The organism is Vibrio minamisatsumaniensis (genome assembly GCF_050337445.1).
In the GTDB taxonomy this organism is placed as follows: Bacteria; Pseudomonadota; Gammaproteobacteria; order Enterobacterales; family Vibrionaceae; genus Vibrio; species Vibrio artabrorum.
Map to the genome: position 1 here is coordinate 19387 of NZ_JAKJSY010000009.1, position 25703 is coordinate 45089.

The window sequence follows — 25703 nt, forward strand, 5'->3', positions numbered from 1 at the left end:
TCTGATATAAACTGTAAATGTGTATTTCCACTAGTTGCTCCTGATTTCTCATAGTACGTGACTTTATTCAGGTTACGTATAGATAGCTTGGTAACTTTGATCGGCGTGTAGTGGGTTAGTTTTACATTGTCGATGGCAACACTAATGGTTTTGACCTTCTTTGTGAAAGTGTAGTTTGTTACGGATACTATTTGTCAGCTGTTCCTAAGCTCATTAATCAGCACCTGCTTAGTCATAATGTTTACAGAACTTAAACTTAGTACATGTGATTCTGACGTGGTGCATGGAGGGGGCATTCGAGTCAGTTGAGCTCGCTGATGACTTTTTCGATGAATGCTTGGCGGACGGGATCTTTAAACTCTGAGTTCCATAATAAGCCTACAGACCACTCAGCGTCCTCACCAGAGAGCGGAACAAAACGGATCTCTGGTTGGCTGATACGGGCGACACTTGCTGGAATGATCGTATAACCCAAACGAGCAGAGACGAGTGCAAGTACAGTGATTATGTCGTCTGCCTCTTCAATCACAACAGGGCGCTGTTGGGCTTCCCACAAGTAAGCGCTGATATGTTTGTTCATTGTTGGGTTCTTTCCTTGACTCAAAGCGAGATAGTTGTGGTGGCTTAAGGATGCCCACAAGTTATCTTCATCGATATTTTCTTTTTCGTGAATGGCTATGGCTAGTCGATCAGAAAACAACGGAATTGCGTTTAGTGGTGGTGTTACAGGTAGTCGATCAAATCCTAATTGTAGATTGCCTACAGTGAGTTCTTCCACTAATTTGTGTGATGGGTAGTCATTCAAACTAACATGTACGTTTGGGTGGTCTTGCTTAAACTGAGCAATATAGTTTGGTGCTTCGTGAAATGATGAGATTCCAAAGCCGATATTTAGATGCCCAGAAGTCCCTTCTGCAACAAATGCAGCCAGAGTTCTAAATGACTCAAATCCTTTCAATATGCGCTTTGCTTCAGGTAGTAAGATTTTTCCCATAGGGGTTAGTTCTGCGCCATGTCGACCACGATCAAATAATTCAACATTTAGCTGTTCTTCGAGGCGTTTTATCTTTTTCGTTAGCGCAGACTGTGTGATGTATAGGTGTTCCGAGGCTACGCGGAAGTTCTTGTCATCGGCAAGTTGGCAAAAAGTGCGAAGTAAATCTGTATCCATTCCGGTTTGGAATCAAAAATTGAATTTGTTTCATTATAACTAATCATTTGTCTCTTTTATAGTCAATTGCAAATACGGACACCCAAAGGGTGAGATACCACAAAGAGGCTAAGTTGTAGGCAAGTAGTCCTGCATAAAATGATTTAGCTGTGATAACTCTCGATACAAGTGTCTGATGCTCTTTTTAGATTGCGATTTCGAGGGTTAGCATGAGCTGAAGTTAAAACTCCCGAGTTAAGCCAAGGACAACTTGAAACAAAATCTAAGAAAAAGATTAAGCAAGATAACTCACGATGAGTTCTCTGAATAAAAAACCCTACTCTTCGCTCTAACAATACTTTTATAAGATGAGTCGGATCCAATAATGTGGAAGGAAATACTATGAAAAAAACACTAATGAGCCTAACAACCGCGTCTATTCTTGCTGCCGGCGCAGTCAATGCTGCTGATTACAAGCTAACAGTCCCTCATGTAACGAGTACTGACGGCTATAACCACCAGTCATTACTAGTTTTCAAGAACTTCGTTGAATCGCGCTCGAATGGTCAAATTGAGGTAGATATCTACCCATCAGGCCAGCTGTGTTCAAATGCAAAAGAGTGTATTGCCGGTGTGCAAGCAGGTATGTTTGATTACTTCCAAACAACCATTCCTGAGCTAGGTAACTACTGGCAACCTGTTGGCGCATTTGACCTACCTTACATGCTACCAAATGACCGTGTAGCAGAGTGTGTTTATGACAACGAAAAATTCATCGGTGATGTTCGTGGTGAGCTTCTGAAAAAAGCACCAAACGTTCGCTTGATGGCGGTTTCTAACTCTGGTGGTTGGAGAAACATCGCAACAACTAGCAAGCAAGTTAAGAGCCCTGAAGACGTGAAAGGTCTTAAACTGCGTACCGTACCTGCAAAAGTACAGCAAGAGCTAGTGACAGCGCTTGGCGGTGCACCAACGCCTATCGCTTGGCCTGAAGTATACACTGCGCTTTCGACAGGCATGGTTGATGGTACTAAGAACGGCGTTGTAGACATCATCATGAACAAATTCCACGAAAGCCTTGGTTACATGATCCTTGATGGTCATGGCTACATGGGTGGTGCATGGGTATTTAACGACCGTAAGTTCAAGTCATTCCCTGATGGTCTGAAGAAAGTGGTTATTGACGGTATCGCTGCACAAAACCAATACCTACGCTCATATCCAAAACACAAAGAGTACTCAGCGTATGAAGAGTTCAAGAAAGCTGGCGGTGTAATTTACAACCCAAGTGCAGCTGAAAAAGACGCGTTTAAAGCGGCGGCTGCTCCAGTGAAAGTGTCATTCTTGAAATCAGCAGGGGCAGAAGGTCAGAAATGGCTTGAGCGTTTTGAGAACGAAATCAGAACCTGTGAAGCAAACATTCAAGCTGACTACGATATTCAGTTTAACTAATTTGCCAGCGTATCTTTGATACGCAGTAAATCAGGGTGCACTTCCCTAATGTGCGCCCAAACCAATCACCTCGGTGAAATGACCTAAGTTGATAAAGCCAAGCCTGATAGAACAAGGCAGAGCAACAAACTCATCAACAAAGTTTTTCGTGATTTAGTCCTAGTGTGATTCACATCAGCGATGTGATTGGGATCTTTTTGCCCAAATTTTGGAAGCCGCCCTAATGAAACTTGTCCAAACCCCAAATGGCTTTACGATCAGCCATAAAAACAGAACAGTATTTGAACACTCTGAAAAAAGCCCTGCGTTGTATCTAGGCATTGGTCAAGGCACCTTTGATATGTACCGCGGCAACTTTGATATTTCCGATTATGTTTCAGAGCGTTTACCGCTTAAGAAATTCTCAATTTCTGAAAACTCAGACGATGTAGTCGTCATCTTCTCTGTTGATGGCGAGGCTGCATTAGAAATGCGTCTGTTTGAGACCGCTGAAACTCGTCTAAAAGCCGAGTTTACAGCCCTTGATGATAAATTTAACCGTTTCTGGATCCGTGTAGCGGCGACAGAAAACGAAGCTGTTTACGGATGTGGTGAGCAGCTAAGTTACTTAAACCTTCGCGGTAAGAACTTCCCTCTATGGAGTTCAGAGCCTGGCGTTGGTCGTAACAAGAACACATACACCACCTGGCAGGCAGATGTAAAAGATAAAGCTGGTGGCGATTACTACACGACTAACTACCCTCAGCCGACGTTTGTGTCAGACAAGAAGTATTTCTGTCATCTAGAGACAACGGCGTACGCTGATTTTGACTTCACGCACTCTGATTACCATGAGTTGCAGTGTTGGAATATTCCTGAGTATCTATTGCTTGATGCAGAAGAATCATTCCCTGCATTAATGACCAACATTACTGACGTGTTTGGTCGTCAGCCAGCCTTACCTGAGTGGGTCTACAACGGGGTTATTTTAGGCATTCAGGGTGGTACTGAAATCACCCTAAACAAAGTTGCTGCAGCGCGTAAAGCGGGTGTAGAAGTTTCAGGTGTTTGGTGTCAAGACTGGCAAGGCATCAAGATGACTTCGTTCGGTAAGCGTTTGCAGTGGGATTGGAACTGGAACGCTGACCTTTACCCTGAGCTAGATACGAAGATCCATCAAATGAAAGAGGATGGTGTCCGTTTCCTCGGCTACATCAACCCGTATGTTTTAGAAGACTTCCCTCTGTATGAAGAAGCATTCGAAAAAGGTTATTTAGCAACAAAAGAAGACGGCTCAAAATACGTGGTCGACTTTGGTGAGTTCTACTGTGGTGTGGTTGATTTCACGAATCCTGAAGCCTGCGAATGGTACAAAGGCGTCATTCAAACCAACATGATCGACTTTGGTCTCGATGGCTGGATGGGTGACTTTGGTGAGTATCTGCCAACAGACTGTTCGCTGCACAACGGCGTCAGCGCCGAAATTGAACACAATAAGTGGCCTTATCGCTGGGCGAAAGTGCAACATGAAGCGATTGAAGAGGCGGGTAAAACTGACGACATTCTGTTCTTCATGCGTGCAGGTGCGACGGGTATGCAAGGATACTGTCACGCACTATGGGCAGGCGACCAGTCGGTTATTTGGGAGAAGGACGATGGTCTAGCGTCAGTCATTCCAGCAGCTTTGTCAGCTGGCTTAATGGGCAACGGTATCAGCCACAGTGACATTGGTGGATACACCACACTACATGGCAATACACGATCGAAAGAGTTGTTCCAACGCTGGGCTGAAATGGCGGCATTTACTCCAATTATGCGTAGTCATGAAGGTAACCGACCGGATGATAACCATCAGTTTGATACCGATATTGAGACTCTGACTCATCTTGCTCGTATGACGAAGATTTACAAACACCTTAAGCCATATATCAAGTCAGCAGTGGAAGAGAACGCAGCCAAAGGTATGCCAGTGCAGCGCCCGCTGTTCATGCACTACGAGCAGGACTCTGAAGCGTACCAAATTCAATACCAATACTTATTTGGTCGCGACCTATTGGTCGCTCCGGTATACAACCAAGGTGAACAGGTTAAAGAGCTTTACCTGCCTGAAGATGAATGGGTGCACGTATGGAGTGGTGAAACCTTCAATGGCGGTTGGATCAAAGTCGACGCGCCTATTGGTCAGCCTCCGGTGTTCTACCGCAAGCAGTCAAAAGATGCGCAGCTATTGGCCGCGATTAAGAGCATCTAGCTAAGTACCTAATTCACTTAGCTAACTTAATAATAAAACAATAACTCAGTGCCTCCAGAAATGGAGGTACTCCCCAAATTCGTTTGAACAAAATCTGGAATAACTATGTCTGATCTAATCCTAAACAGTAAAGAGTCATTTGTAATGGACTCAATTGAGGGCACGCTTTACACCAGTACGCGTGAAAACTTAACCTTCCTCGACTTTGATAATGACATCAAAGTAGTAGCGCGAAGCGACTGGAACAAGGACAAAGTCGCCCTTATCTGTGGTGGCGGCTCTGGCCACGAACCTGCTCACGCGGGCTTTGTGGGTAAAGGGATGCTGACTGCTGCGGTATGTGGCGATTTGTTTGCGGCACCAAGTGTCGATGCGGTGCTCAATGCTATTTTGCATGTCACTGGTGATGCGGGCTGTTTGGTCATTATCAAGAACTACACAGGCGACCGTTTGAACTTTGGTTTAGCTGTAGAGAAAGCCAAAGAGATGGGTCGAAAGGTAGACCTGATTGTCGTTGGTGATGACATATCTATTCCGGGCAACCCTCAGCCACGTGGTATTGCGGGTACATTGTTCGTACAAAAAGTCGCGGGTTATGTTGCTGAAAGCGGTGGTTCGCTGGAAGAAGTGAAGCAAGCTGCGATTGAAGCTCATGATAAAACCGCGTCTATTGGCGTCGCGCTAACTAGCTGTTCACTTCCGGGTGAAAGCAATGACCGTATTGCGCAAGGAAAAGCAGAGCTAGGTTTGGGTATTCATGGTGAAGCGGGTATCGAAACCATCGACCTACCAAAGGCAAAAGCGCTTGTTTTAACTATGGTCAGCAAATTAGTGGAAGCGAAGCCAACCGCAGACAACGCCATTTTGATCAACAACTTAGGTGGCTTGTCACCTATCGAGATGAATATTGTCGCGAAAGAGGTAATGGAATCTTCGCTAGGTAAAAAAGCGAAATTCATCGTCAGTGGCGCATTGATGACTGCGATTGATATGAAAGGCTTCTCGATCTCTAGCATCCAGCTTACTGATAGCATTAGTAAGGCGTTAGTTTCTCCTGTCGAAACCGCTGCTTGGCCTGGTGTTGTCGCTCGCCGCGAAGTTCCAGTCACACAGTGTCAAAACCAGATCTCTAAGAAAGCATTCACTGCTTCGCACGATGATGAAACCGCACTTGTGTTGACCAAAGTATGTCAGTCAATCATCGACATTGAAGCTGAACTAAACCACTTAGATTCGATTGTAGGTGATGGCGATACTGGCTCTACGTTTGCCGCTGGTGCTCGTAACATTTTGGCTCAACTTGAGGCGAAACAGCTTCCTCTGCAAGATAAAGCCAAGCTACTGACCACGATTGCTGATTGTTTAACGTCGGTGATGGGTGGCTCATCAGGTGTATTGCTGTCGATTATGTTCACTGCCGCTGGTCGAGACTTTGAATTGAATGGCTCACTACCTAAAGCACTGCAAGCAGGTTTAGGCCAGATGATGGCTTACGGTGGCGCGAAACCAGGTGATCGCACCATGATCGACGCACTCTATCCTGCGCTAGAGGTTTGGGCTGACAAGGGCTTTAACTCAGCTATTGAAGCGGCTAAAGCAGGTGCTGAATCAACCGTTGCCATGACCAGTGCTAAAGCGGGGCGCTCTTCTTACCTAAACAGCGACAGCTTAACAGGTACCAAAGATCCAGGTGCGTTTGCAGTCGAAACAGTGTTTAGCCAATTTTAATCCAATTAAAGGGTCACTCTGAGTAGTGACCCGAGTCAGTACGTGAAACAGAATTAGAAAAGGACTCCATTATGGACAACATTATTATTTCCCCAAGTAAGTACATTCAAGGTGAAGGCTCATTAGATAATGTCGGTAAATACGTATCGGTGTTTGGTAAAAAACCACTAGCCATTGCTGATGATTTCGTTATGGGCTTGGTTCGTGATCGAGCTGAGACCAGCATTGTCGGTGAAGGCCTACAAGCAAGTTTTGATACCTTTGGCGGTGAGTGTTCTCGCGTTGAAATTGACCGTCTAATCGAGGTGAGTAAGCAGCAGGGTAATGATGTCATCATTGGTATTGGCGGTGGTAAGACGCTCGATACAGCCAAAGCTGTAGCTTATTACTCAAAAGTGCCAGTGGTGATTGTTCCAACTATCGCATCTACTGATGCTCCTACCTCTGCGCTTGCGGTGATCTACACGCCAGATGGTGAGTTCAGTGAGTACCTACTGTTCCCATCAAACCCGAATATGGTCATCATGGATACCGGCATTATCGCAGCCGCGCCTGTACGCACGCTTGTTGCAGGTATGGGTGACGCGCTATCGACTTACTTTGAAGCGCGCGCTAACGGTCTGTCAGGTAAGGCGACTATGGCTGGTGGAGCGCCAACGCGTTCAGCTCAGGCACTCGCAAAACTGTGTTACGAGACGCTAATTGCAGACGGCGTGAAAGCGAAAGCAGCAGCGGAAAACGGTGTTGCAACCAAAGCGGTTGATAACATCATTGAAGCGAACACGTACCTATCAGGTATCGGCTTTGAAAGCTCAGGTCTTGCGGCAGCACATGCTATCCACAATGGCCTAACTAAACTAGAAGAGTGTCACCACCTACTACACGGTGAGAAAGTGGCATTTGGTACGTTGACTCAGCTTGTTTTAGAGAACGCACCTCAAACGGAAATTGAAGAAGTGCTTAACTTCTGTCGCTCTGTAGGCTTGCCAACCAACCTTCACCAAATGGGTGTTAAAGAGCTTAACAACGAGAAGTTGATGGAAGTGGCGGAAGCATCTTGCGCTGAAGGTGAAACCATTCATAACATGCCTTTCCCGGTAACTGCTCAGTCAGTTTACGCGGCTATCCTAACCGCGCATAAGCTGGGTTCTTAGCCCATAAATCTCTTAAAATAGAAAACGGCTCTCAGTTGATTGAGAGCCGTTTTTTAATCTATGAATATTGTGTGCTTTAGGCAATTAGGCACACAAGAAACGCAGGGAGCCCCGAAAGCAATAGCCGAATACAGAAGGTGCTGTTTTCAGAAAAACGTTCATCGTCAATTTCATCCACAACGCTTCTATCGACCATGGAGTCAGTGACTTGGTCTTCTCTGTCTGTTGTTGGCCCAATCCCCCCGAGTGGCGGGTACATGTAGAACAACGCTGCTGTTCCCCAAAGCATGATCGTGACGAAGAATGCGTAGTCAGATAAGTATTTAAGACCAAAGAACTGAGTGGAGGCTTCAATGCCGACAATTAATGTAGAAGCAATGAGGTTGCTGATAATGAAGAACTTGATTGATTTAAGCATTGATCCTCATCTTCCTGAGCATGGTGTTGACGGGTGATAGAGGATACTAAGCTAAAATTTATGGTGGCGCATTAAAAACGGTAGCAGTGCTACCGTTTTTAATTTGGGAAGTTAGTGATGTCTAAAAACTGACATTTTTGAACACCAGCATACAGCCAAGGAAGAGTAAGAAGGTGTGAACGATCTTGTGATAGTCAATTTTGTATTTCTGTAAGTAGTGGTAGCCAATCATACCGCCTGCTAAACCTACAGCAAACGCAGGTAGGGCAGAGATAACATGCGAGACGACGGCATCGGTGATCAAGCCTTCGTTCCAGAAGCCGATGTTCGCGCCGATCATTTGCAGCATAAAAAAGAAGGCGAGTGTTGATTTAGTTTGATCCGCTGTCCATGGCTGCATGGAGGTATAGGCAATAACGGGTGGTCCTGACTCGCCAACACTGGCTCCCAGCACGCCCGAGGTAAAACCTGCGCCAACAGTGATAGGCACAGAGGTCTTTTTAAATAAAGGCTTAGTCGATATCATCGAATGTAGACTTGATAGCACAAGTACAATGCCCATGGTTAACAGAATGTACTGTGACGGCATGGTTGCAAGCAGTTTTGCACCGACAAAAGAAGCAGGAATCGATCCTGCAAATAAGATCAAACCCGTTTGACGCTGGATAGAGTGTCGCATTTTCCACACGACAGGCAACGTCACTAGCCAACCAAAAATGCCTGCAATAGGCACCGCAGTTTGTGCACCTACTATCATTGATAGCAGTGGTACAGAGACGAGTGCAGAGCCAAAGCCAGTCAAACCTTGTGCGAATCCAGCTAAGGCTATGATCATCGAAATGAATATTATCGTAGTGTCCATGCGTCTATTTTCTGATCTAAATGAATGAAGGCTCATTATAGATTTATTGAAATTAATTGCCATTGCTTGTGTCACATTTTGTTGTTTTTTGTCTGTTTGGTTTCGATTCGTGACCATCATCTCGGTTGAGTTTTACCCCTTTCGTATAATAACCACTCAATAAATAGGCTTGTTGAACGGGTCAGAATGCCAATGCGTCAATTTATGGATTGGGTATCGGCATTTTGATTTCAAATTTTTAATGAGGTTAGTGATGGATAATTTCCAAGCACAAAAAGTGAACTTGTACGGGCTAAGTGCAAGACAGCATACAGACGCAAGGGGAACAGAAGCATTCGATAAAGTGTATGGGCTCGGCTACGAAGTTGGCCATGAAGATTGGTCACCCTTCCCACGTGTGAACAAATTGCGCCAAACGTTTCTTGATAGACCGTACGAAATTGATGTTGAAAGGCTGCGATTAGTAACTGAATCGTACAAGCGTAATGAGTCGATGCCGCGAATTCTGCAATGTGCTTATGCCTTTGAAAACATCCTCCTCAACAGCACCTTGCACATCTATCCAAATGATCTGATTTTGGGGGAGATAGCTGCTCCTGCAAAAGCATCACCGATTTATCCAGAGTTTTCTGTCGATTGGATTATTGACGAGATCTTAAACTCGCCGTTTGAAGAGCGTGCTAATGATCAGTTTTATATTCGCAACGAACAAGATAGAGCTGAAATCTTAGAACTGTGCCAGTACTGGAAAGGAAAAAGCGCCAACGAGTTTATCACGGCTCACCTTGATGATGACCAAAAGAAAGGGTCACACATGGGAGAGAAAGTATTTCAGACCAACAACTACCACTTTGCGGGCATTGGTCACTTCACGATGGACTTCGAAAAGCTAATGACTTTAGGTTACAACGGAGTATTACAGCAGGCGAGAGAAGCGTTCGCTCAACTTTCTAAGCAAGACCCTGACTACAGCGAAAAGCGCGACTACTACAAAGCGACCACCATTACTCTCGAAGCTGCTATCAAGTACATTACGCGTTACGCCTTGCTAGCGGAAGATATGGCGTTTTCTGAATCTGATTCCGTGAGAAAGGAAGAGCTGCAAGCGATTTCGACCAACTGTTATCAAATTGCTGGTGGAGCACCGCAAAGCTTTTGGCAAGCGGCTCAGCTATTCAATTTTGCGGTGACTTTAACGCAAATCGAAGGGAATGGTCACTCAATCTCTTACGGGCGTATGGACCAATGGATGCTGCCGTTCTACAACCTAGATGTGGTGGAGAATGACGTCCCTAAAGCGTTTATCCTCGAAGTCCTTGAAGTGCTTTACGTCAAGATGAACAACCCAATCAAGCTAAAAGATAAAGGGACGGTTAAAGTACGAAATGGCCGTGGCTTTGGGGGTGAGAGCTTAACCATTGGTGGTGTCGATGAGCATGGTAACGATGCCACCAACGACCTCACCATGCTGATGCTGGAAGCTTCGGTGCATACTCGCATGATGAACCCGTGGGTCTGTTTACGTATGCACGAAAACACGCCTTATGAACTAAAAATCAAAACCATAGAGTGCGTTCGCGCGGGCTATGGACACCCTAAGCTGTTCAACGACGGCCCAGCAATTAAAGCAATGCTGGGTAAAGGAGTGTCTCTTGAAGAGGCGCGGAGCTATGCAGTTGTTGGTTGTGTTGAACCCACCATTCCTGGAAAAGAGCACGGTTGGCTAGATGCTGGGTATGTTAATACCGCTAAGATGATGGAGATGGTGATCAACGGCGGGCGAGTATTATCTGGCCCAAATGCAGGCATGCAGCTAGGCCCTGATACCGGTAGCTTGGAAACTTATCAAACGTTTGAAGAGGTGTTGGAAAGCGTTGATAAGCAGTTCGCTTATTGGTGTGATCAACTGTGCAGCTGTCTTAATGTGACGGATAAGATGCATAGAATGATTAAGCCGACCCCGTACATTTCGGCATTCTTTGAAGGTTGTATTGAGTCAGGCAAAGACATGACATTTGGCGGTGCTAAATACAATGGTACTGCTCCTCAAGCTGCAGGTATTGCGACATGTGCGGATTCACTCGCCACGATTAAAAAGTTGATGTTTGATGACCAAAAGTACACAGGTAAGCAATTGCTCGATGCCGTGAAGGAAAACTGGGATGGCCACCAGAAGCTGTATGCATTGGTCAATAGTTCAAAGATCCCACATTATGGCAACGACATTGACGAAGCGGATGAGCTGTTTACCTTCATGTTTGAGTGTTACTGCCGCCACATTAAAGGGCGAGAAAACCCGCGTGGTGGAAAATTCAGTCCTGGGGTCTACACCGTGAATGCCAATGTGGGAATGGGGTTATATACCAACGCCTCACTGGATGGGCGTAAAAATGGTGAGCCGATCTCAGACAACATGGGACCTGTGCATACGGCGGGAGGATCGCATGATACTCAAGGGCCAACCGCTGTGATTAACTCAGTGACTAAAGTCGACCATAGCTTAGCGACCAATGGCACACTGCTTAACCTCCGTTTCCCTGAAGATGCCGTTTCTGGCGTAGAGGGGCGCGATATCTTAGTGAGTTTCGTCGATGAATATATGAATAAGCAAGGCATGCATGTTCAGTTCAACATCATGAGCTCTGAGAAGATGCGAGCGGCGCAAAAGAACCCTGAACTCTACAAAGATATGCTGGTGAGGGTTGCAGGTTACAGTGCTTACTTCGTTGAGCTAGGTAAACCGTTGCAAGATGACTTGATTCAACGTACCGAACTTAGGTTCTAACGAGTCTCCTTCATGACTTCAGCATAGGCTGCTGAAGCCTTGAAGGAGCGTTTAACAAGTCAGAGGTAAAAGTGTCAGACTTAGCAAAGGTACTTAACATACAGAGGTTTACGCTGCATGATGGCCCCGGTATTCGTACTGAAATATTTCTTAAAGGCTGTCCGCTGCGCTGTGATTGGTGTGGAAACCCAGAAAGCTTCAATCGTCGTATTGAGGTAGGGGTGTTTCAAAATAAATGTATATCCACCGAGCACTGTGGATCTTGCCAAGAAGTCTGCCCGAATAGTGACATGCTGATTTATTCCGATGCTGCTTTATCTCAGGTTGATCGCCATTTGTGCACAGGGTGTTTGAACTGTGTAGAAGAGTGCCCTTCTGAGGCGATTAAGCAGTGGGGAGAGTCGATGTCGGTCGATGATTGCATGGCGCTGATTAGAAAAGATCGTGGTTTTTACGATCGCTCTGGTGGTGGCGTCACTGTGTCCGGTGGTGAACCTCTACTACAAAGTAGTTTCGTTCGTGAACTCTTTAAGGTGTGTAAGCAGGAAGGCATTCATACCTGTTTGGAGTCCAGTTTCTATGCCAACTGGAATCGTATTGAACAGGTGCTTCGTTACACAGATCTATTCATTTCAGATATTAAGCTGATGGATGACCAAGCTCATAAACGCCATACTGGCGTTGAAAACCGCAAAATACTGCGTAACTTAAAGTTGCTCGTGGCTGCTGACAAAGATCTGATACTAAGAATCCCAGTTATTCCGACGGTAAACGAAGACGATGCCAACATAGCAGCGACAGCGGATTTTATTGAGCGTGAGCTGAGTGGTCGGGTACAGGTAGTACAGCTCTTGAGTTTCATGCGTCTAGGCGAGGAGAAGTACCAGTCATTAGGGCTTGAGTACAAGATGCGCGATCTCGTTTTCGATCGTCATGAATTTCAACAGCGAGTTGGCAATATTGCTGACTATTTTAATCAACGCGGAATTCGCTGTGTAGTCGGGACAAAGGCGCAAGATGCCGCCTGACTAATGCAATATGATAATAACACTGAGGCAATAACGTGAAACTAAAACAACAGAACTGGGGCGAGGTCGCAGGACAGTCGATACCTGTACAGCTTTTTACCCTCGAAAACAGCCAAGGTCTGAGCTTATCGGTCACAAACTATGGCTGTATCGTAACTTCGCTAGAGGTGCCTGATCGACAAGGCCATAAAGCGGATGTAGTGCTAGGCTATGAAAGTCTAGACAAGTATCTCCAAGGCCATCCGTTTTTTGGTGCAGTCGCCGGTCGCTATGCTAATCGTATAGAGAATGGATGCTACACACTAGATGGTGAGTCATTTGAGTTGGAAACCAATGAACTGCCAACAGGGCAACATCTGCACGGGGGAAGCAAAGGGTTCGATAAGTACGTGTGGAACTTCGCCATTGAGCAGCAACAAGATGCGATTTTCATCCATTTTAGCCGTGTGTCGACCGATGGCGAATCAGGTTACGGTGGCAACTTGGTCGCAAGCCACAGCATAGGTTTGGATGAAAACAACCAAGTCCACTTCAACTTCAAAGCAACCACCGACAAACCAACAGTCGTTAACTTGTGCAACCACAGCTATTACAACTTAGGCGGGCATGACTCAGGAAGCGTCGATAGTCATGAGTTAAGACTGTATGCCAGCTTCTACACGCCTGTTGATGACAACTCCATTCCAACCGGTGAAATACGAAGTGTTCTAGGCTCAGGTTTCGATTTTACGGAGACGAAGTGTATAGCGGACAACAAAGCGAGTATGCCCAATGGTGGCTTTGACCACAATCTAGTACTTGATGGTTCTAAGGTTGAGGGTGAGTATAAGTACGCTGCTGAGCTGTATGAGCCTAATAGTGGTCGTATGATGACAGTATTAACCACTCAGCCGGGTGTTCAGTTTTACAATGGATTCAAGCTATCCAACAAGCAGTGGGTTGGCCGTCACGGTGAGCGCTATGAGTCTTGTCATGGCATGTGTCTTGAGACCCAACATTTCCCTGATAGCCCTAATAAAGCGCATTTCCCTTCAACGCGCTTGAATCCGGGCGATGTGTATGAAGAGAAAACCATTCACCGTTTTTCAGCAAGATGATGACATTCGAGGGACAAAAAAACGGCTTGTCATGAACAAGCCGTTTTCAGTTATGTTGGTTTTACTAAGAGCAAATGACTAACTTAGTATCGCCTTTCTTAGCCGCCGCTTCGATAGTTGGGCTTGGCTTCTTATCGGTCAGGAAGTAAGTGACATCTTCAATGTTGGCCAAAGTGATCGAGCCTTTGGGGATGAACTTGCTAGAGTCCATCGCGACCAATACGTGGCGCGCTGACTTCATGACTGTTTGAGTTATCATGGTTTCGTTAAGATCGTACTCGAGCAGAGTACCATCCACATCGACAGACGCGGCACTGGTCACAAGGTAGTCAAACCTAAAGTTTGAGATGAAATCCATCGCCTCGGTGCCAACAATACCGCCATTGAACGCTTTTACTTTGCCACTAGGGATCAAAACATCAATCGACTTATTGGTGTGTAAAACGCTGGCGACTCGAAGACTATTGGTGATGACCTGCAAATTGTTCTTCTTCGCTAAATGACTCGCGATAACTTCAGCCGTTGTACCTATGGTAATAAACACCGTTGAGTTGTCAGGAATCAAGTCAGCAATTGCTTTGCCAATCGCATGCTTCTGCTCAGTATCAGAAACTTTACGAACTTCATAATCTAGATTGTTCTTAGTAGCTGGAGAGCTTGCACCACCGTGATGGCGAATGACCAATCTATCATTGTTGAGCTTCTTGATATCGCGACGAATGGTTTGTGTAGAGACATCAAGCATTTCTGCGAGTTCTTCTACACTGTAATAGCCTTTGTCGTTAACGAGCTTAATTAACTTATCTTGTCTGGGATTAGTCACTTCAATCCTTCGCTTTGTTTATTTTTGTAATTTTTGGTCCACTTCTAATCTAGTCGGGATTCCTTCTCGACCACCTCTTTTGGTGCATTTTAGCGCGGCAACCATATTAGAGAAAACAATAGAGTCACGACTTTGTTTTGATTCTGCGACCGCTACCGCTAAAGCGCCATGGAAAACATCGCCAGCACCTGTTGTATCTACAACATTTACCTTAATCACGGGTTCGTGGCAAATTTCGTCACCTTCTAGCCAGTAACACCCCTTAGAGCCTACAGTAACATAAACTTTGCCATCTGTTTGTTTTTGCGCGACTTTCAAGCCCTCGATAGGGTCACTGGTGCCAGTGAATTTCTCTAGACCAGGCTCTGAGAAGGCGACGTGATCCGCTAGTTTGACTAGGTCATCGATTGGATCTGGAGCAATGTCTGCGTCTAAAACCGAAGGGATGTTGTATTTTTTTGCTTGTTCTAGCGCGTATTTGGCACCTTCTGGCCAACGCACGTCGGTTAAAACTGTCTTATATTGAGAGAAATCGACACGTTCGAGTGATTTAGGATCGCGGCTGAGTGACTTATCTTGGTAGTTAATGATCATGCGCTCACCTTCGTCATCGACCATAACAGCCGAGAACGCAGACGACGCACCCTCAATATGTACCATCTTATCTACATTAACGCCGTAACCGCTTAACTCTGAGAGCAGGGTATCGGCGACGCCATCTTGGCCAACTCGGCCAATGAAATCGACGCTATGACCAAGTTGAGCAACTGCAACAGCCGCTGTAGCAGCAGGGCCTCCGCCAACTTCGAAATAATCTTTAGCGACGTACTTACCACCAGTGGTTGGTAAGTTGTCTACACGTTGAATTCGGTCGAGTACTGTAATGCCTACGCATGCGATTGTCATGATTCTTCTCTTCGTAATCTAGTTTGTTGATCTGCTGAGTTGCAAAGTATGGGAACCAGTATATCTATATTTGGAATTTTGGTTGGGATAGTAATCACAAAACAACCGAAATGGACACAAAACAACAAAATGTGACATTTGTATCGGTCAGGGATGAGATTAGAGTTTATATTAGGTGCCAATTAACCACTAATGTGAAGGGATTGGAAATGTCGACGATTGGATTTATTGGTTTAGGTCAGATGGGTACACCAATGGCACTAAATCTGATCAAAGGCGGTCACACGCTAAAAGTTTTTGATATCAACCAGGCTGCGGTTCAAGAGCTTGTAGACCAGGGAGCAGTCGCTGCCACATCACCAGCGAATGCGGCTATAGACGCAGAGTTTGTCGTTACCATGTTGCCTAATGGTGCTCTTGTTAAGCAGGTAGTGTTAGGTGATGAAGGCGTTCTTACTACTCTAGATAAAAACGCTCTGTTAATTGATATGTCGACGATTCATCCCCTAGAAACGGATGCGTTGATTAAAGAGGTAACTGATAAAGGCTTCTCAATGATGGAAGCGCCTGTGGGACGCACATCAGAGCATGCGGTTAAAGGCGAGCTATTGATCATGGCTGGTGGTTCAAAACAGCAAGTTGAACGAGCACAGCCACTGTTTGATTGCATGGGTAACGAAACCGTTGACTGTGGCGGAGCGGGTAAAGGTATCCGTGTGAAGATTATTAACAACTACATGAGTATCGCGCTCAATGCCCTGTCAGCAGAAGCGGCAACCCTGTCTGAAGCCATTGGTCTTGAGTGGGAAACGGCGATGAAAGTTATGAGTGGCACTCCTGCAGGTAAAGGGCACTTCACCACAACTTGGCCAGGTAAGGTACTAGCAGGTGATCTGTCGCCTGTGTTCATGGTTGACCTTGCGCATAAAGACCTAGGTATCGCTCTTGATCTGGCAAACCAGGTCAATGTTCCTATGCCTTGTGGTGCGGCTTCGCGTGAGTTGTACAGCATTACTCGAGCTGCTGGTCGCGGACGTCAAGACTGGACATCTGTCTTGGAACAGTTGCGTGTTACTTCCGGTTTGGAGCCAAAAATCAAGTAACCCCTTCATTCTTGAATCTGCAGCTTTGTTAACTGCGCTAATTCACCGGAACGCCGGCCGCCCTAATCACATAAAACACTTATGTTCATAGGGCTGAATTGTCTTGTTGCCGCGCTGCAATTCCAATTATTTTGGGCTGAATTCATCATGTTATATCCATCGAAATGAAAGTTATTCAACAATAATTGACATTTCAGACCTCGTATTTCACTCCTACCCCCGATTAAGAGAGTGATTTTACAAAACTCTATGTTGGCCCTGCTCCATTTTCGTTGGAGTAGGATCTTTTTTATGCGCCGATGATAATGGGCATATAAACAAAGGGTTACTTAAATAGATGCACTATAATTGTAAAAAAGAGGGTGGGTTCTATCTCTTTGATTTTAAGTTATATTTCATGTCTTTCATTTGGTTCAGTATTACAGATAAGTAGCGCTTTAGGGCCAACTTCTTGCTCTGGTTCTTTATTCATTTGATAAATATAGCTTGCATAAACCCCCTTTTTTATGTGTTTTGTGATCGTGTGTACATTAATGGTAATTTGTGTCACTTTATGGACATGAAGTGTTATCTAGCTAACAGAAACAGACAAGTTAGATTGGTACTTTATATTCAACGAAACAATGGTGTTCAAAATACATTTAACATAAGGGAATAAGCACAATGCCTTACGTATCTGGTAAAACAATGATTCAAGAAGCGTGGGAAAACGGCTATGCCATCGGCGCTTTCACTGCTCATAACCTAGAAACATTCAAAGCTGTACTTTTAGCTGCGGAAGAAGAGAAATCTCCAATCATGATTCAGATTGGTCAAAAGGCTATCAATGAAATGGGGATGAAGCCACTGCGTGATGCTGTAGATTCGTTGATTCAACATCACCAAATTACGGTGCCTATCTGTATCCACCTAGATCACAGCCGTAAGTTCGAGCAGTGCATGGAAGCTGCAACTCGTGATTTTCAGTCACTAATGTTCGATGGTTCAGCACTGCCATTTGAAGAAAACATCCGCATTACTAAAGCTGTGGTAGAAGTTGCCAATGCGCTTGGTTTAGGCGCTGAGGGTGAGATTGGTAAGATCGGTGGCACAGAAGACGATATTACCGTGGACGAGAAAGATGCCATGATCACAACCGTTGAAGAGGCGCTCGATTTTTCTGAACGCACAGGTGTAGATTACCTAGCTGTGTCTATTGGTACTGCCCACGGTGTATATAAAACAACGCCTGAGCTGAAGTTTGATCGTCTATCTGAAATTAAAGCTGCGGTTAAGAAGCCGATTGTGCTACACGGCGGCTCAGGTGTACCTGATGACCAAGTGGTTGAAGCGATTAAACGTGGTGTGGCGAAGATCAATGTTGATACTGAGCTTCGTCAAGGCTTTATCCACGGCGTTCAGGCACATTGGAAAAATAACGAGTCTGACTACATTCTTGCGGACGTAATGAACACAGGTATTGCTTCGATGAAAGAGGTGGTACGTCATAAGATTCGCCTGTTCGGTTCAAACGACAAAGCAAAATAATAATAAGCAGATTTTAAGCAGGGTGTTGAATGTCTCGCACCCTCAAACTTTCTAATCCAATAATGGTGTTTCTATGTTAAGAGCCATCGAAAAAGCGCTAAACACGGTTACAACGCCACTCTCTAGGGTGTTGCGTCATGTAGCCGGTATTTTGCTGTTGGTAATGACAGTGATTGTTGTCGCGCAAGTTCTGTTTCGCTACATACTCAATATCCCACTAAGCTGGACTGACGAATCGTCTCGATTCCTAATGATCTACATGACCTATCTTTGTTTGCCGTTCGTCTATTTGACGGACAAAAACATTGCGATGACCTTCGTCACTGAAATCCTAGAAAAGAAAATGCCTAGGCTGTTTTCTTTCCTTGGTCTGCTAGCCCATATTTCAGCAATTCTGGTGTTTGCTGTGTGGATTAAATTCGGTTGGAACTTCTTCCAAACAGGTGCGGTAATGGCTGACAGCCTGCCGATCCCTATGTTCTACGTATACATTATTCCACCGGTAATGATGGGTGTGACCATCTTGTATGCCTTGCAAAAGTGTGTTGCTTCGCTTCGTGGTGTTTTTGGTGACTTTGTAGATGTATCGCACACGGCTAAGACAGCTGAATTATTTGAAGCGCCTGCTGCTGAAGAAGCACCTGAGCAAGCGCAAAAGCAGTCATTTGAACCAGAAACTGAGGCTTAAGAGGGTGTTATAATGGTTTCTCCAATTTTCTTACTCTACTTTATGATTCTTCTGATCATTGGTGTGCCGGTGTTATTTACGCTTGGCCTGTCACCTATGATCACGCTATTTCAAAACGACCAGATGCTGTTTGCCAATATGCTTTATCAGCGTCTGTACTCGGGACTAGATAGCTTCCTGCTATTAGCGCTGCCTTTCTTTATGTTAGCTGGCGAGTGTATGACGGCTGGAGGTATTACGCCACGTATCATTGCTTTTGCTCAAACTATGGTGCAGCACCTACGTGGTGGTTTGGGTCATGTGGTTATTCTAGCCGCAACCATCTTCGGTGCACTGACTGGTTCAGCGGTAGCCGCGACTTCGGCGATTGGCGGTATGCTGATCCCTGAAATGAAGAAGTACAAATATGATACTGGCTACTCTGCGGCATTAACGGCGGCAGCGACGGTTCTAGGTAACATTATTCCGCCATCAGGGATCATGCTGCTGTACGCATTTGTTATGAATACCTCGGTTGCCGCAATGTTCTTGGCGGGTGTGACTCCAGGTATCATCTTCTGTATTGGTCTAATGATCATGAACAGCTACCAGATCCGCAAATACCCGAACGTGAAACCGATGGAACGTGCCCCTGCAATGGAGCGTAAACAAGCTTTCCGTCTTGCAATGCTTCCTCTACTGACTCCAGTGATTATTCTTGGTGGTATTTATGGCGGTATTTTCACGCCGACAGAAGCAGCGGCGGTTGCGGTAGCGTATGCGATTGCTGTGTCACTATTCATCATTAAAGTGACAAACACCAAAGCGACTTACGCACTGTTTGCAAAGGTAGCGGTGAACGCAGCGTCAATCCTAATTATTGTTGCAGCAGCGAGTGGTTTCGCTTCATTGATCAGTCTGTCTGGCGTATCGAATATGGTCGCTGACTTCATGAACGGAATTACTGACAACCCATACTTACTGTTTGCGATTATCAACGTTCTACTGTTCATCATCGGTATGTTCCTAGATGCGGGCCCTGCGATTCTTATTTTCGCGCCAATCTTTGCTCCAATCATGATTAACGCGGGTATTGACCCGGTTCACTTTGGTGTAGTGATGTGTGCAAACCTCTCTATTGGTCTAGCTACACCTCCAATGGGTCTCGTACTGTTTGTAGCATCAGGTGTATCTAAAGTTTCTGTATCGGAAATCTCTCGCAAGATAATTCCTTTCCTAATGGTTGAAATCGCGTTGATTTTCATCGTGTCGTGTTTCCCACAACTGGTTATCGGGTTACCGAAGCTAGTGGGCATTATGTAGTTGGTTCTACAGCAAGCCTTTATGCGCGGCTCTTGGCTTCTGATCAAGTGTCGCGATTCAAGAATCAGGAGAAATTAAATGATTAATGACAAAGGTAATTTACAAGCGAAAGCACAAAAAATATTGGGCGCGCTTGGCGGCATCGAAAACATCGCCGAAGGGAACATTGATAACTGTGCGACACGTCTACGAATTCAAGTAAAAGATATGGGCGCGGTAGACGAAAACATGCTTCGTCGCCAAGGTGCTCTAGGCTTTATTCGCCTTCCTGAAAACCAAATTCAAGTGGTGTTCTTCGATGTTCATAGCTTGGCTGACGAATTAAGAAAGCAGGCGGAGTGCTAATCAATAGCAGCTCCACACGCATTGAATAAAAAGATTAGATTATTAAGGTAACGTTGAAATGAAATGGATAAATACTCGCTCTCATGCTTTCTGGTTAGAAACTGAAACGGATCGTATTTTTGAGTTTGGCCGCAACTCGGTCGTGCCAAATGGTTTTGGTTGGATTGGTAACAACGGCAACGTTCGTGAAGAGATGGGCACACGCCTTTGGATTACAGCACGCATGCTTCACTGTTACGCACTGGCTGCGCATATGGGGCGACCGGGTGCTTATGATTTGGTAGAGCATGGTATCGCCGCGCTAGAAGGGCCATTGAAAGACAAAACTCATGGCGGTTGGTTTGCGACCATTGATAACGAAGGCGAAGGCATTATTGATTCGTCGAAGCAGGGTTATCAGCACGCTTTTGTACTTTTAGGTGCAGCGAGCGCCGTGACTACGGGTCATCCACGTGCGCAAGCGTTACTGGATGAGGCGATCAGTGTATACGAGAACCACTTTTGGGTAGAAGAGAAACAAATGTGCTTTGAGTCTTGGGATCAGGCTTGGACTGAAACGGAAGACTATCGTGGTGGTAACATGGCAATGCACTCGGTAGAAGCGTTTTTGATTGTTTACGATGTGACTAAAGATAAGAAGTGGTTGGATCGCGCACTCAATATTACTGAGTTCATGATCAACAAAACGGCGAAAGGTCTTGGTTACCGAGTCAATGAACATTTTGATTCAGACTTTAACCCTCTACCTGATTACAACAAGGATACACCAGCGAGCCACTTCCGTGCTTACGGTGGTACACCCGGTCACTGGATTGAGTGGGGCCGCTTGATCTGTCATCTGCGCGCAACACTGCAAGAAATTGGTGCTCACTGCCCGGATTGGTTGCTTGAAGATGCTATTGGTTTGTTTGATGCCACTGTACGTGATGCGTGGCATGTCGATGGTGCGCCTGGTTTTGTTTACTCTGTTGACTGGGAAGGTAAACCAGTTGTGCGTGAGCGTATTCGTTGGGCTCCAGTTGAAGCTATCGGCACGGCTTATGCTCTATACACAGTCACAGGGGATAAGAAATACGAAGATTGGTATCGTACATGGTGGGATTACTGCCGTACCTACTTGATCGATTACGAAGGTTGCTCGTGGTGGCAAGAGCTGGATGTCAACAACCAAGCTGGCGGCAGCGTGGTTTGGGATGGCAAGCAAGATATTTACCATCTAATGCATTGTCTCGTTATTCCTCGTTTACCATTGACTCCAGGTCTAGCACCAGCGTTGGCACAAGGGAAGTTGGATGAGAACTTAAAATAACCACATTTCAGCGAGTCGAACTATATGCCAGCTTCTCAAAGGAGCTGGTTTTTTATATATAACATATACCTACAAACAGGTGTGTTGAGGCAAAAAAAGAATGGGGAGTGTGATTACTCCCCATTGTCGTTTTTATCGTTGCTGGTGGTGTTACTTTTCTTTAATGATTTCACACCCTTTAGGTACCGTTATAATCGATATATCCTTGCCTTCCTTTTGTGCCTTTTGTACATCAACTTTGTATTGAGTGCATTTGCCCACACTGACGTTGATTGCACCTGTTTCTGCAGGTGGGTTACCTCCTAGCGCTCCTCCTCCCTGAGCGAAAACAAAAGGCGTGATTAGGGTTGCAAGTAAAACAAGAGTGTTTGTTGTAGCGTGATTCATGGTGCTTCTCTCCTAGTGACTTTGAGATTAATCAGAGGTTGATTCGGCTTTAGGCTGGCACTGAGTGGCATCAGAAACTTGTCCGTTCAACTTGCCGCACACATCGGCAGTCCAGTGAAGCAATACGCCAGCAACGAGGGTGGATTGTGGGCCTTGTTTACCATTCCACTGCTTTTCTAAATAGTCCTTAGAGACGTTCGGTGCACCGCCGAGTGCAGCGGTTGCTAGAAATGAGGTGGTCATTGAGGCAGCGACTAGAGTAGCTAATAGGAGTGGCTTTAGATTCATGGTGTTTTCCTTATCAAGTAGAACTAGGGTTCATGAAATTTGAATTGCCGAAGGTTAGAAGGTGTAGACAAAGGTGCCAGCGCTTGAGGTGACTTCGATTTCTTTCACGCTTTCTACTGTGCAGTTGTTGCTGTATCCGGTGTAGGTTTCACCGAATTTCAACGAAACGTTTCTAGATAGCTCTGAGGCTGTACCTGCGGGTAGACGGCAGTTGCCTCGATTGATGACCACATCGGTTATAGCTGTGCTATCAGTGGTAGCTTGAACATCAAAGACCAGTGTTCCCCAATGTGGGTTGGTGGATATCGACACTTCAATATCGGCGGTGACGGTTTGCGCAGCTTCTTGCTCGTTGCAAGCCGCAATACTGAATAGCAATAGGGCCATCATGATGGTGCGAATGAGGGTATTCATAGGTATCTCTCCGTAGTGGTGAGTTAAATTTGGGATGCACTGATTCCATCGTGTTCACGCATGAACCGCTCAAGATTGAAATCAGTGGGATAGGTAAAAGAAAACGTCGACACACTGGCCTCATCAATCAGAGGTAGGGCTAGGGTGCGTATCGTGTGTTGGCCGGATAATCGAAAGAGCAGCAAGAGCGCGTCACACTGAACCGAGAGTCCCAGTGGCTCAATGAGCGCCTTCTCTTGCTGCAATATTTGGCTCGATATCTTGAGCATACGGTTGTGCAGTAATGCCGTGTGTACCGCATTCAATACTTGCCGTTGCTCGTCACTCCACTCGCGAATGGTGGGCAATGCCACATGTACTTTGGCTAACCATGCTTGCTCTTTTGAATGTGCTGAACCCTTGTGTGGTAAGGGTTTGTCTCTCTCCGAAGAGGACCCTTGCCCATAATTCAGTGCATCAGGAACTAGCGGTAGTAAGTACTTGTTGGTCAGTTGCCAATAGAGCATTTCCTGTTTGTTGAGCTTCAGTAATTGCTCTGAGGTTTTGCGATAAACATGGGGCATGCTCATCGAATCACACTCCACGTTAAACACGTCCACAATGACTTCATCGAGGTAGCGTTTAATGCTGCGCGTGGTGCGGTGGATATCGAATAGGGCTAATTGCTGCTGCAACTCTCTAACGGTAATCCATCGATGTTGAGGAATAAGCATCAGCGTGTGCAGCAAAGCGGATAACCCTTCAATGCTGGTTTTATTGCTCATGACTACTCTCTCAATACATCAAAGCTCCACACCGGAGTCGGACATTTAATGTCGGGAGAATAGAGGTGGGTCAGACACATAATGTCCAACGGTGAAAACAGCATCAATCGGCATCACCAAAGCGTGAGCCGATTAACATTAACGAGGCTTATGCTTATCACTGAGCTCGGCAATCGCTGCCAGTAACCCAATTAACAGCACCACCAGAAACCCTAAAGTGGATAGGGCTCCGATGGCACCGAAGAACGGAGATAATGAGAACAACGTGATGAGGGCAGTGACAAGTTTGATGATTTGTAGAAGAAGGGAAGTCATGAGTTATTGCGGGGTGACTACTATCTCGTTGTAGGCTTCCATATCGACATAGGCAAGAAAGTTACTCTCCCATAGCCGATACAGCTCTTTAGCATCAGGGCTACCCTGCATTGGTAGCCAGCCACGATAGGCCACAAAGAACTGCCCAACTCGAAAATCAAAATCCAAATTGCGCTCAAGCTCTGGATAGTAGTTCCCCATATAAGCAAAGTCGGTGATGTACTCAATGCTCCATTCTCCTGTTGAGGTTTGGCAAATAGCCATTTCAACCGGATGAAAGCCGCCTTCTTCCGCGCTGTAACTTTTATCGCGAAAGTTAAACACCAGATAACGGCTGGTGGTCAGTGCTTCATTACTTAGCAAATGAGCGGTGAGTTGCTCACTTAGCAGCTTTTGCAGTTTCTTTGACACAGGTAATAATGATGCTGTGAAGTTTAATTTGGACATAGTGAGTCCTCCTTGTTTCAGGATTCAAATAAGAAATAACAGAGTGAGAATTATTGGAACGTGCCGACCATCGTCAGTTGCACGTCATCAAAGACGTTTCTGGAAAGGTGGCGAGCAAAGGCTTTCATCCATACCGAGAGCAGCTCTTGTACCTCTGGGTGGGATAAATCAGTGCTCCCGACATCGGGTTGATAGCACCAGCGATTAGCCTGGTGAAAATACAACTCAGGCTCAACGGTTGTGCTGTTGTCATCGGGATAAGAGAAGCTGGCAAAGAACACCACCAACCAAGGACTAGAGGCTGACTCACGTTTAAGTTGCACCTCAATGGGATGTAAACCTTGTCGATGTCGGTAGTAACTCATTTGGCGACAGTTCGGCACAAGTCGTTCAGCGTTCTCTGGGAGAGTGTATCGATTCAAAAGTGCTTCCAGTGACGAATGTAAAGCATCATCAATAGAAAGCTCACCATAATGTTGCTCAATCATAACCAACCTCTTTCAGCAAATGAGGTGCAGGTATCGCCTGTCACGATATGGTCGAGAACGCGAACATCCACCAGCGCTAATGCATCTTTGAGTCTTTCTGTTATGCGTCTGTCCGCTTGAGACGGCGTTGAGTCACCGGATGGATGGTTATGGGCAAATATCACCGCTGCGGCATTGACTTCCAACACTGCTTTCACCACTTCACGTGGGTAGACGCTGGCCGCATCCACAGTTCCTTGAAACAGTTCTTTAAACTCAATCAGTCGGTTTTGGTTATCCAGTAGCAATAAGGCAAACACTTCACGCTCATGGCTGCCTAGCTTACAGCGCACATACTCTTTAGTGGCATCAGGATTGGTTAGCGCATCACCACGCACGTAGCGCGTAGCCAGTATCTCAGCGGCATGCTCTAGGATTTCATTTTCCTGATAGCGTTGCTGCTTTTGGTAATCGGAAGTTTTGGGATTCATTTCAAGCTCCTGTCGGAATCAATGATGGGGTTTCACATTGATGACATATGCCTGAAGATTTTTGGATTTAGGGCTTTAGTTACCTAATCATAATTTTAAAGTGAAAAATAAAGAGAGATAATAATCAAATCACTATAAATCATGTGCTTAGGTTGTTTTTTTTGATCTTTATTACGTCATTGGTTTCACTGGGAGTTGATGAATATGTAGTTGCTATCACAAC

The 25703-nt window shown here is 45.6% G+C and carries 26 protein-coding genes; 13 read left to right on the forward strand and 13 right to left on the reverse strand.

Features of this window, described 5'->3' with window-relative positions:
• Nucleotides 1-301: 301 nt before the first annotated feature.
• Nucleotides 302-1171 carry a LysR family transcriptional regulator gene (locus L4B77_RS01020; protein ID WP_429748149.1) on the reverse strand — a complete coding sequence of 290 codons (870 nt, stop codon included), beginning with the start codon at nt 1169-1171 and terminating at the stop codon, nt 302-304.
• Between the two features lie 381 nt (nt 1172-1552).
• On the opposite strand from L4B77_RS01020, the gene L4B77_RS01025 reads away from it, so the two are divergent.
• The 4 genes from L4B77_RS01025 to L4B77_RS01040 all read left to right on the forward strand — a co-directional run bounded on the left by L4B77_RS01025 (nt 1553) and on the right by L4B77_RS01040 (nt 7714).
• Entirely contained in the window at nt 1553-2602 is a 1050-nt protein-coding gene (locus L4B77_RS01025) for a TRAP transporter substrate-binding protein (protein WP_429748150.1), read from the forward strand.
• Between the two features lie 223 nt (nt 2603-2825).
• Nucleotides 2826-4832 carry an alpha-glucosidase gene (locus tag L4B77_RS01030; RefSeq protein ID WP_429748151.1) on the forward strand — a complete coding sequence of 669 codons (2007 nt, stop codon included), beginning with the start codon at nt 2826-2828 and terminating at the stop codon, nt 4830-4832.
• A gap of 105 nt (nt 4833-4937) precedes the next feature.
• Nucleotides 4938-6560, forward strand: a complete 1623-nt coding sequence (locus L4B77_RS01035) for a dihydroxyacetone kinase subunit DhaK (RefSeq protein ID WP_429748152.1) — start codon at nt 4938-4940, stop codon at nt 6558-6560.
• A 71-nt stretch (nt 6561-6631) separates the two neighbouring features.
• Entirely contained in the window at nt 6632-7714 is a 1083-nt protein-coding gene (locus tag L4B77_RS01040) for a glycerol dehydrogenase (protein WP_429748153.1), read from the forward strand.
• Nucleotides 7715-7790: 76 nt separating this feature from the next.
• Here L4B77_RS01040 and L4B77_RS01045 read toward each other — a convergent pair whose 3' ends face one another.
• Both L4B77_RS01045 and L4B77_RS01050 read right to left on the reverse strand, forming a co-directional pair.
• The gene (locus L4B77_RS01045; protein WP_429748154.1) at nt 7791-8132 is read right to left on the reverse strand and encodes a hypothetical protein; all 342 of its coding nucleotides are present in this window, start codon (nt 8130-8132) and stop codon (nt 7791-7793) included.
• A 121-nt stretch (nt 8133-8253) separates the two neighbouring features.
• Complete coding sequence (locus tag L4B77_RS01050) at nt 8254-8994, reverse strand: sulfite exporter TauE/SafE family protein (RefSeq protein ID WP_429748155.1); 741 nt, start codon at nt 8992-8994, stop codon at nt 8254-8256.
• 253 nt (nt 8995-9247) lie between these two features.
• On the opposite strand from L4B77_RS01050, the gene hpfG reads away from it, so the two are divergent.
• From hpfG to L4B77_RS01065, 3 genes are all read left to right on the forward strand, one after another.
• Entirely contained in the window at nt 9248-11779 is a 2532-nt protein-coding gene (gene hpfG, locus L4B77_RS01055) for a (2S)-3-sulfopropanediol dehydratase (RefSeq protein WP_429748156.1), read from the forward strand.
• A gap of 71 nt (nt 11780-11850) precedes the next feature.
• Complete coding sequence (gene hpfH, locus L4B77_RS01060) at nt 11851-12807, forward strand: (2S)-3-sulfopropanediol dehydratase activating enzyme (protein WP_429748157.1); 957 nt, start codon at nt 11851-11853, stop codon at nt 12805-12807.
• Nucleotides 12808-12842: 35 nt separating this feature from the next.
• Nucleotides 12843-13904, forward strand: a complete 1062-nt coding sequence (locus tag L4B77_RS01065) for an aldose epimerase family protein (RefSeq protein WP_429748158.1) — start codon at nt 12843-12845, stop codon at nt 13902-13904.
• Nucleotides 13905-13968: 64 nt separating this feature from the next.
• On the opposite strand, the gene L4B77_RS01070 is transcribed toward L4B77_RS01065, so the two are convergent.
• Nucleotides 13969-14727: a DeoR/GlpR family DNA-binding transcription regulator gene (locus tag L4B77_RS01070; RefSeq protein WP_429748159.1), complete on the reverse strand. Its 759-nt coding sequence runs from the start codon at nt 14725-14727 to the stop codon at nt 13969-13971.
• 18 nt (nt 14728-14745) lie between these two features.
• The gene (locus tag L4B77_RS01075; protein ID WP_429748160.1) at nt 14746-15633 is read right to left on the reverse strand and encodes a PfkB family carbohydrate kinase; all 888 of its coding nucleotides are present in this window, start codon (nt 15631-15633) and stop codon (nt 14746-14748) included.
• Nucleotides 15634-15842: 209 nt separating this feature from the next.
• On the opposite strand from L4B77_RS01075, the gene yihU reads away from it, so the two are divergent.
• The 6 genes from yihU to L4B77_RS01105 all read left to right on the forward strand — a co-directional run bounded on the left by yihU (nt 15843) and on the right by L4B77_RS01105 (nt 21907).
• Nucleotides 15843-16736 (forward strand): sulfolactaldehyde 3-reductase, encoded by an 894-nt coding sequence (gene yihU, locus L4B77_RS01080; RefSeq protein ID WP_429748161.1) that lies wholly within the window; start codon nt 15843-15845, stop codon nt 16734-16736.
• Nucleotides 16737-17399: 663 nt separating this feature from the next.
• Nucleotides 17400-18263, forward strand: coding sequence for a class II fructose-bisphosphate aldolase (locus L4B77_RS01085; protein ID WP_429748162.1), 864 nt, complete (start codon nt 17400-17402; stop codon nt 18261-18263).
• A 73-nt stretch (nt 18264-18336) separates the two neighbouring features.
• Nucleotides 18337-18951 carry a TRAP transporter small permease gene (locus tag L4B77_RS01090; protein WP_429748163.1) on the forward strand — a complete coding sequence of 205 codons (615 nt, stop codon included), beginning with the start codon at nt 18337-18339 and terminating at the stop codon, nt 18949-18951.
• A gap of 12 nt (nt 18952-18963) precedes the next feature.
• The gene (locus L4B77_RS01095; RefSeq protein ID WP_429748164.1) at nt 18964-20253 is read left to right on the forward strand and encodes a TRAP transporter large permease; all 1290 of its coding nucleotides are present in this window, start codon (nt 18964-18966) and stop codon (nt 20251-20253) included.
• 78 nt (nt 20254-20331) lie between these two features.
• Nucleotides 20332-20598 carry a PTS sugar transporter subunit IIB gene (locus tag L4B77_RS01100; RefSeq protein WP_429748165.1) on the forward strand — a complete coding sequence of 89 codons (267 nt, stop codon included), beginning with the start codon at nt 20332-20334 and terminating at the stop codon, nt 20596-20598.
• A gap of 58 nt (nt 20599-20656) precedes the next feature.
• Nucleotides 20657-21907: an AGE family epimerase/isomerase gene (locus L4B77_RS01105; RefSeq protein ID WP_429748166.1), complete on the forward strand. Its 1251-nt coding sequence runs from the start codon at nt 20657-20659 to the stop codon at nt 21905-21907.
• 150 nt (nt 21908-22057) lie between these two features.
• Here L4B77_RS01105 and L4B77_RS01110 read toward each other — a convergent pair whose 3' ends face one another.
• The 8 genes from L4B77_RS01110 to radC all read right to left on the reverse strand — a co-directional run bounded on the left by L4B77_RS01110 (nt 22058) and on the right by radC (nt 25480).
• Entirely contained in the window at nt 22058-22294 is a 237-nt protein-coding gene (locus L4B77_RS01110; protein ID WP_429748167.1) for a hypothetical protein, read from the reverse strand.
• A 27-nt stretch (nt 22295-22321) separates the two neighbouring features.
• Nucleotides 22322-22582 carry a hypothetical protein gene (locus L4B77_RS01115; RefSeq protein WP_429748168.1) on the reverse strand — a complete coding sequence of 87 codons (261 nt, stop codon included), beginning with the start codon at nt 22580-22582 and terminating at the stop codon, nt 22322-22324.
• A 54-nt stretch (nt 22583-22636) separates the two neighbouring features.
• Nucleotides 22637-22996, reverse strand: a complete 360-nt coding sequence (locus tag L4B77_RS01120; protein ID WP_429748169.1) for a hypothetical protein — start codon at nt 22994-22996, stop codon at nt 22637-22639.
• Between the two features lie 23 nt (nt 22997-23019).
• On the reverse strand, nt 23020-23760 hold the full coding sequence (locus L4B77_RS01125) for a WYL domain-containing protein (RefSeq protein WP_429748170.1): 741 nt from the start codon (nt 23758-23760) through the stop codon (nt 23020-23022).
• A 138-nt stretch (nt 23761-23898) separates the two neighbouring features.
• Complete coding sequence (locus tag L4B77_RS01130) at nt 23899-24075, reverse strand: hypothetical protein (RefSeq protein WP_017044431.1); 177 nt, start codon at nt 24073-24075, stop codon at nt 23899-23901.
• Between the two features lie 3 nt (nt 24076-24078).
• The gene (locus L4B77_RS01135; protein ID WP_239930040.1) at nt 24079-24522 is read right to left on the reverse strand and encodes a DUF2787 domain-containing protein; all 444 of its coding nucleotides are present in this window, start codon (nt 24520-24522) and stop codon (nt 24079-24081) included.
• A gap of 50 nt (nt 24523-24572) precedes the next feature.
• Nucleotides 24573-25010, reverse strand: coding sequence for a DUF2787 domain-containing protein (locus tag L4B77_RS01140; RefSeq protein ID WP_429748171.1), 438 nt, complete (start codon nt 25008-25010; stop codon nt 24573-24575).
• Nucleotides 25007-25480: a RadC family protein gene (gene radC / locus L4B77_RS01145; protein ID WP_001915017.1), complete on the reverse strand. Its 474-nt coding sequence runs from the start codon at nt 25478-25480 to the stop codon at nt 25007-25009. The genes L4B77_RS01140 and radC overlap by 4 nt, the downstream gene beginning before the upstream one ends.
• Nucleotides 25481-25703 lie beyond the last annotated feature (223 nt).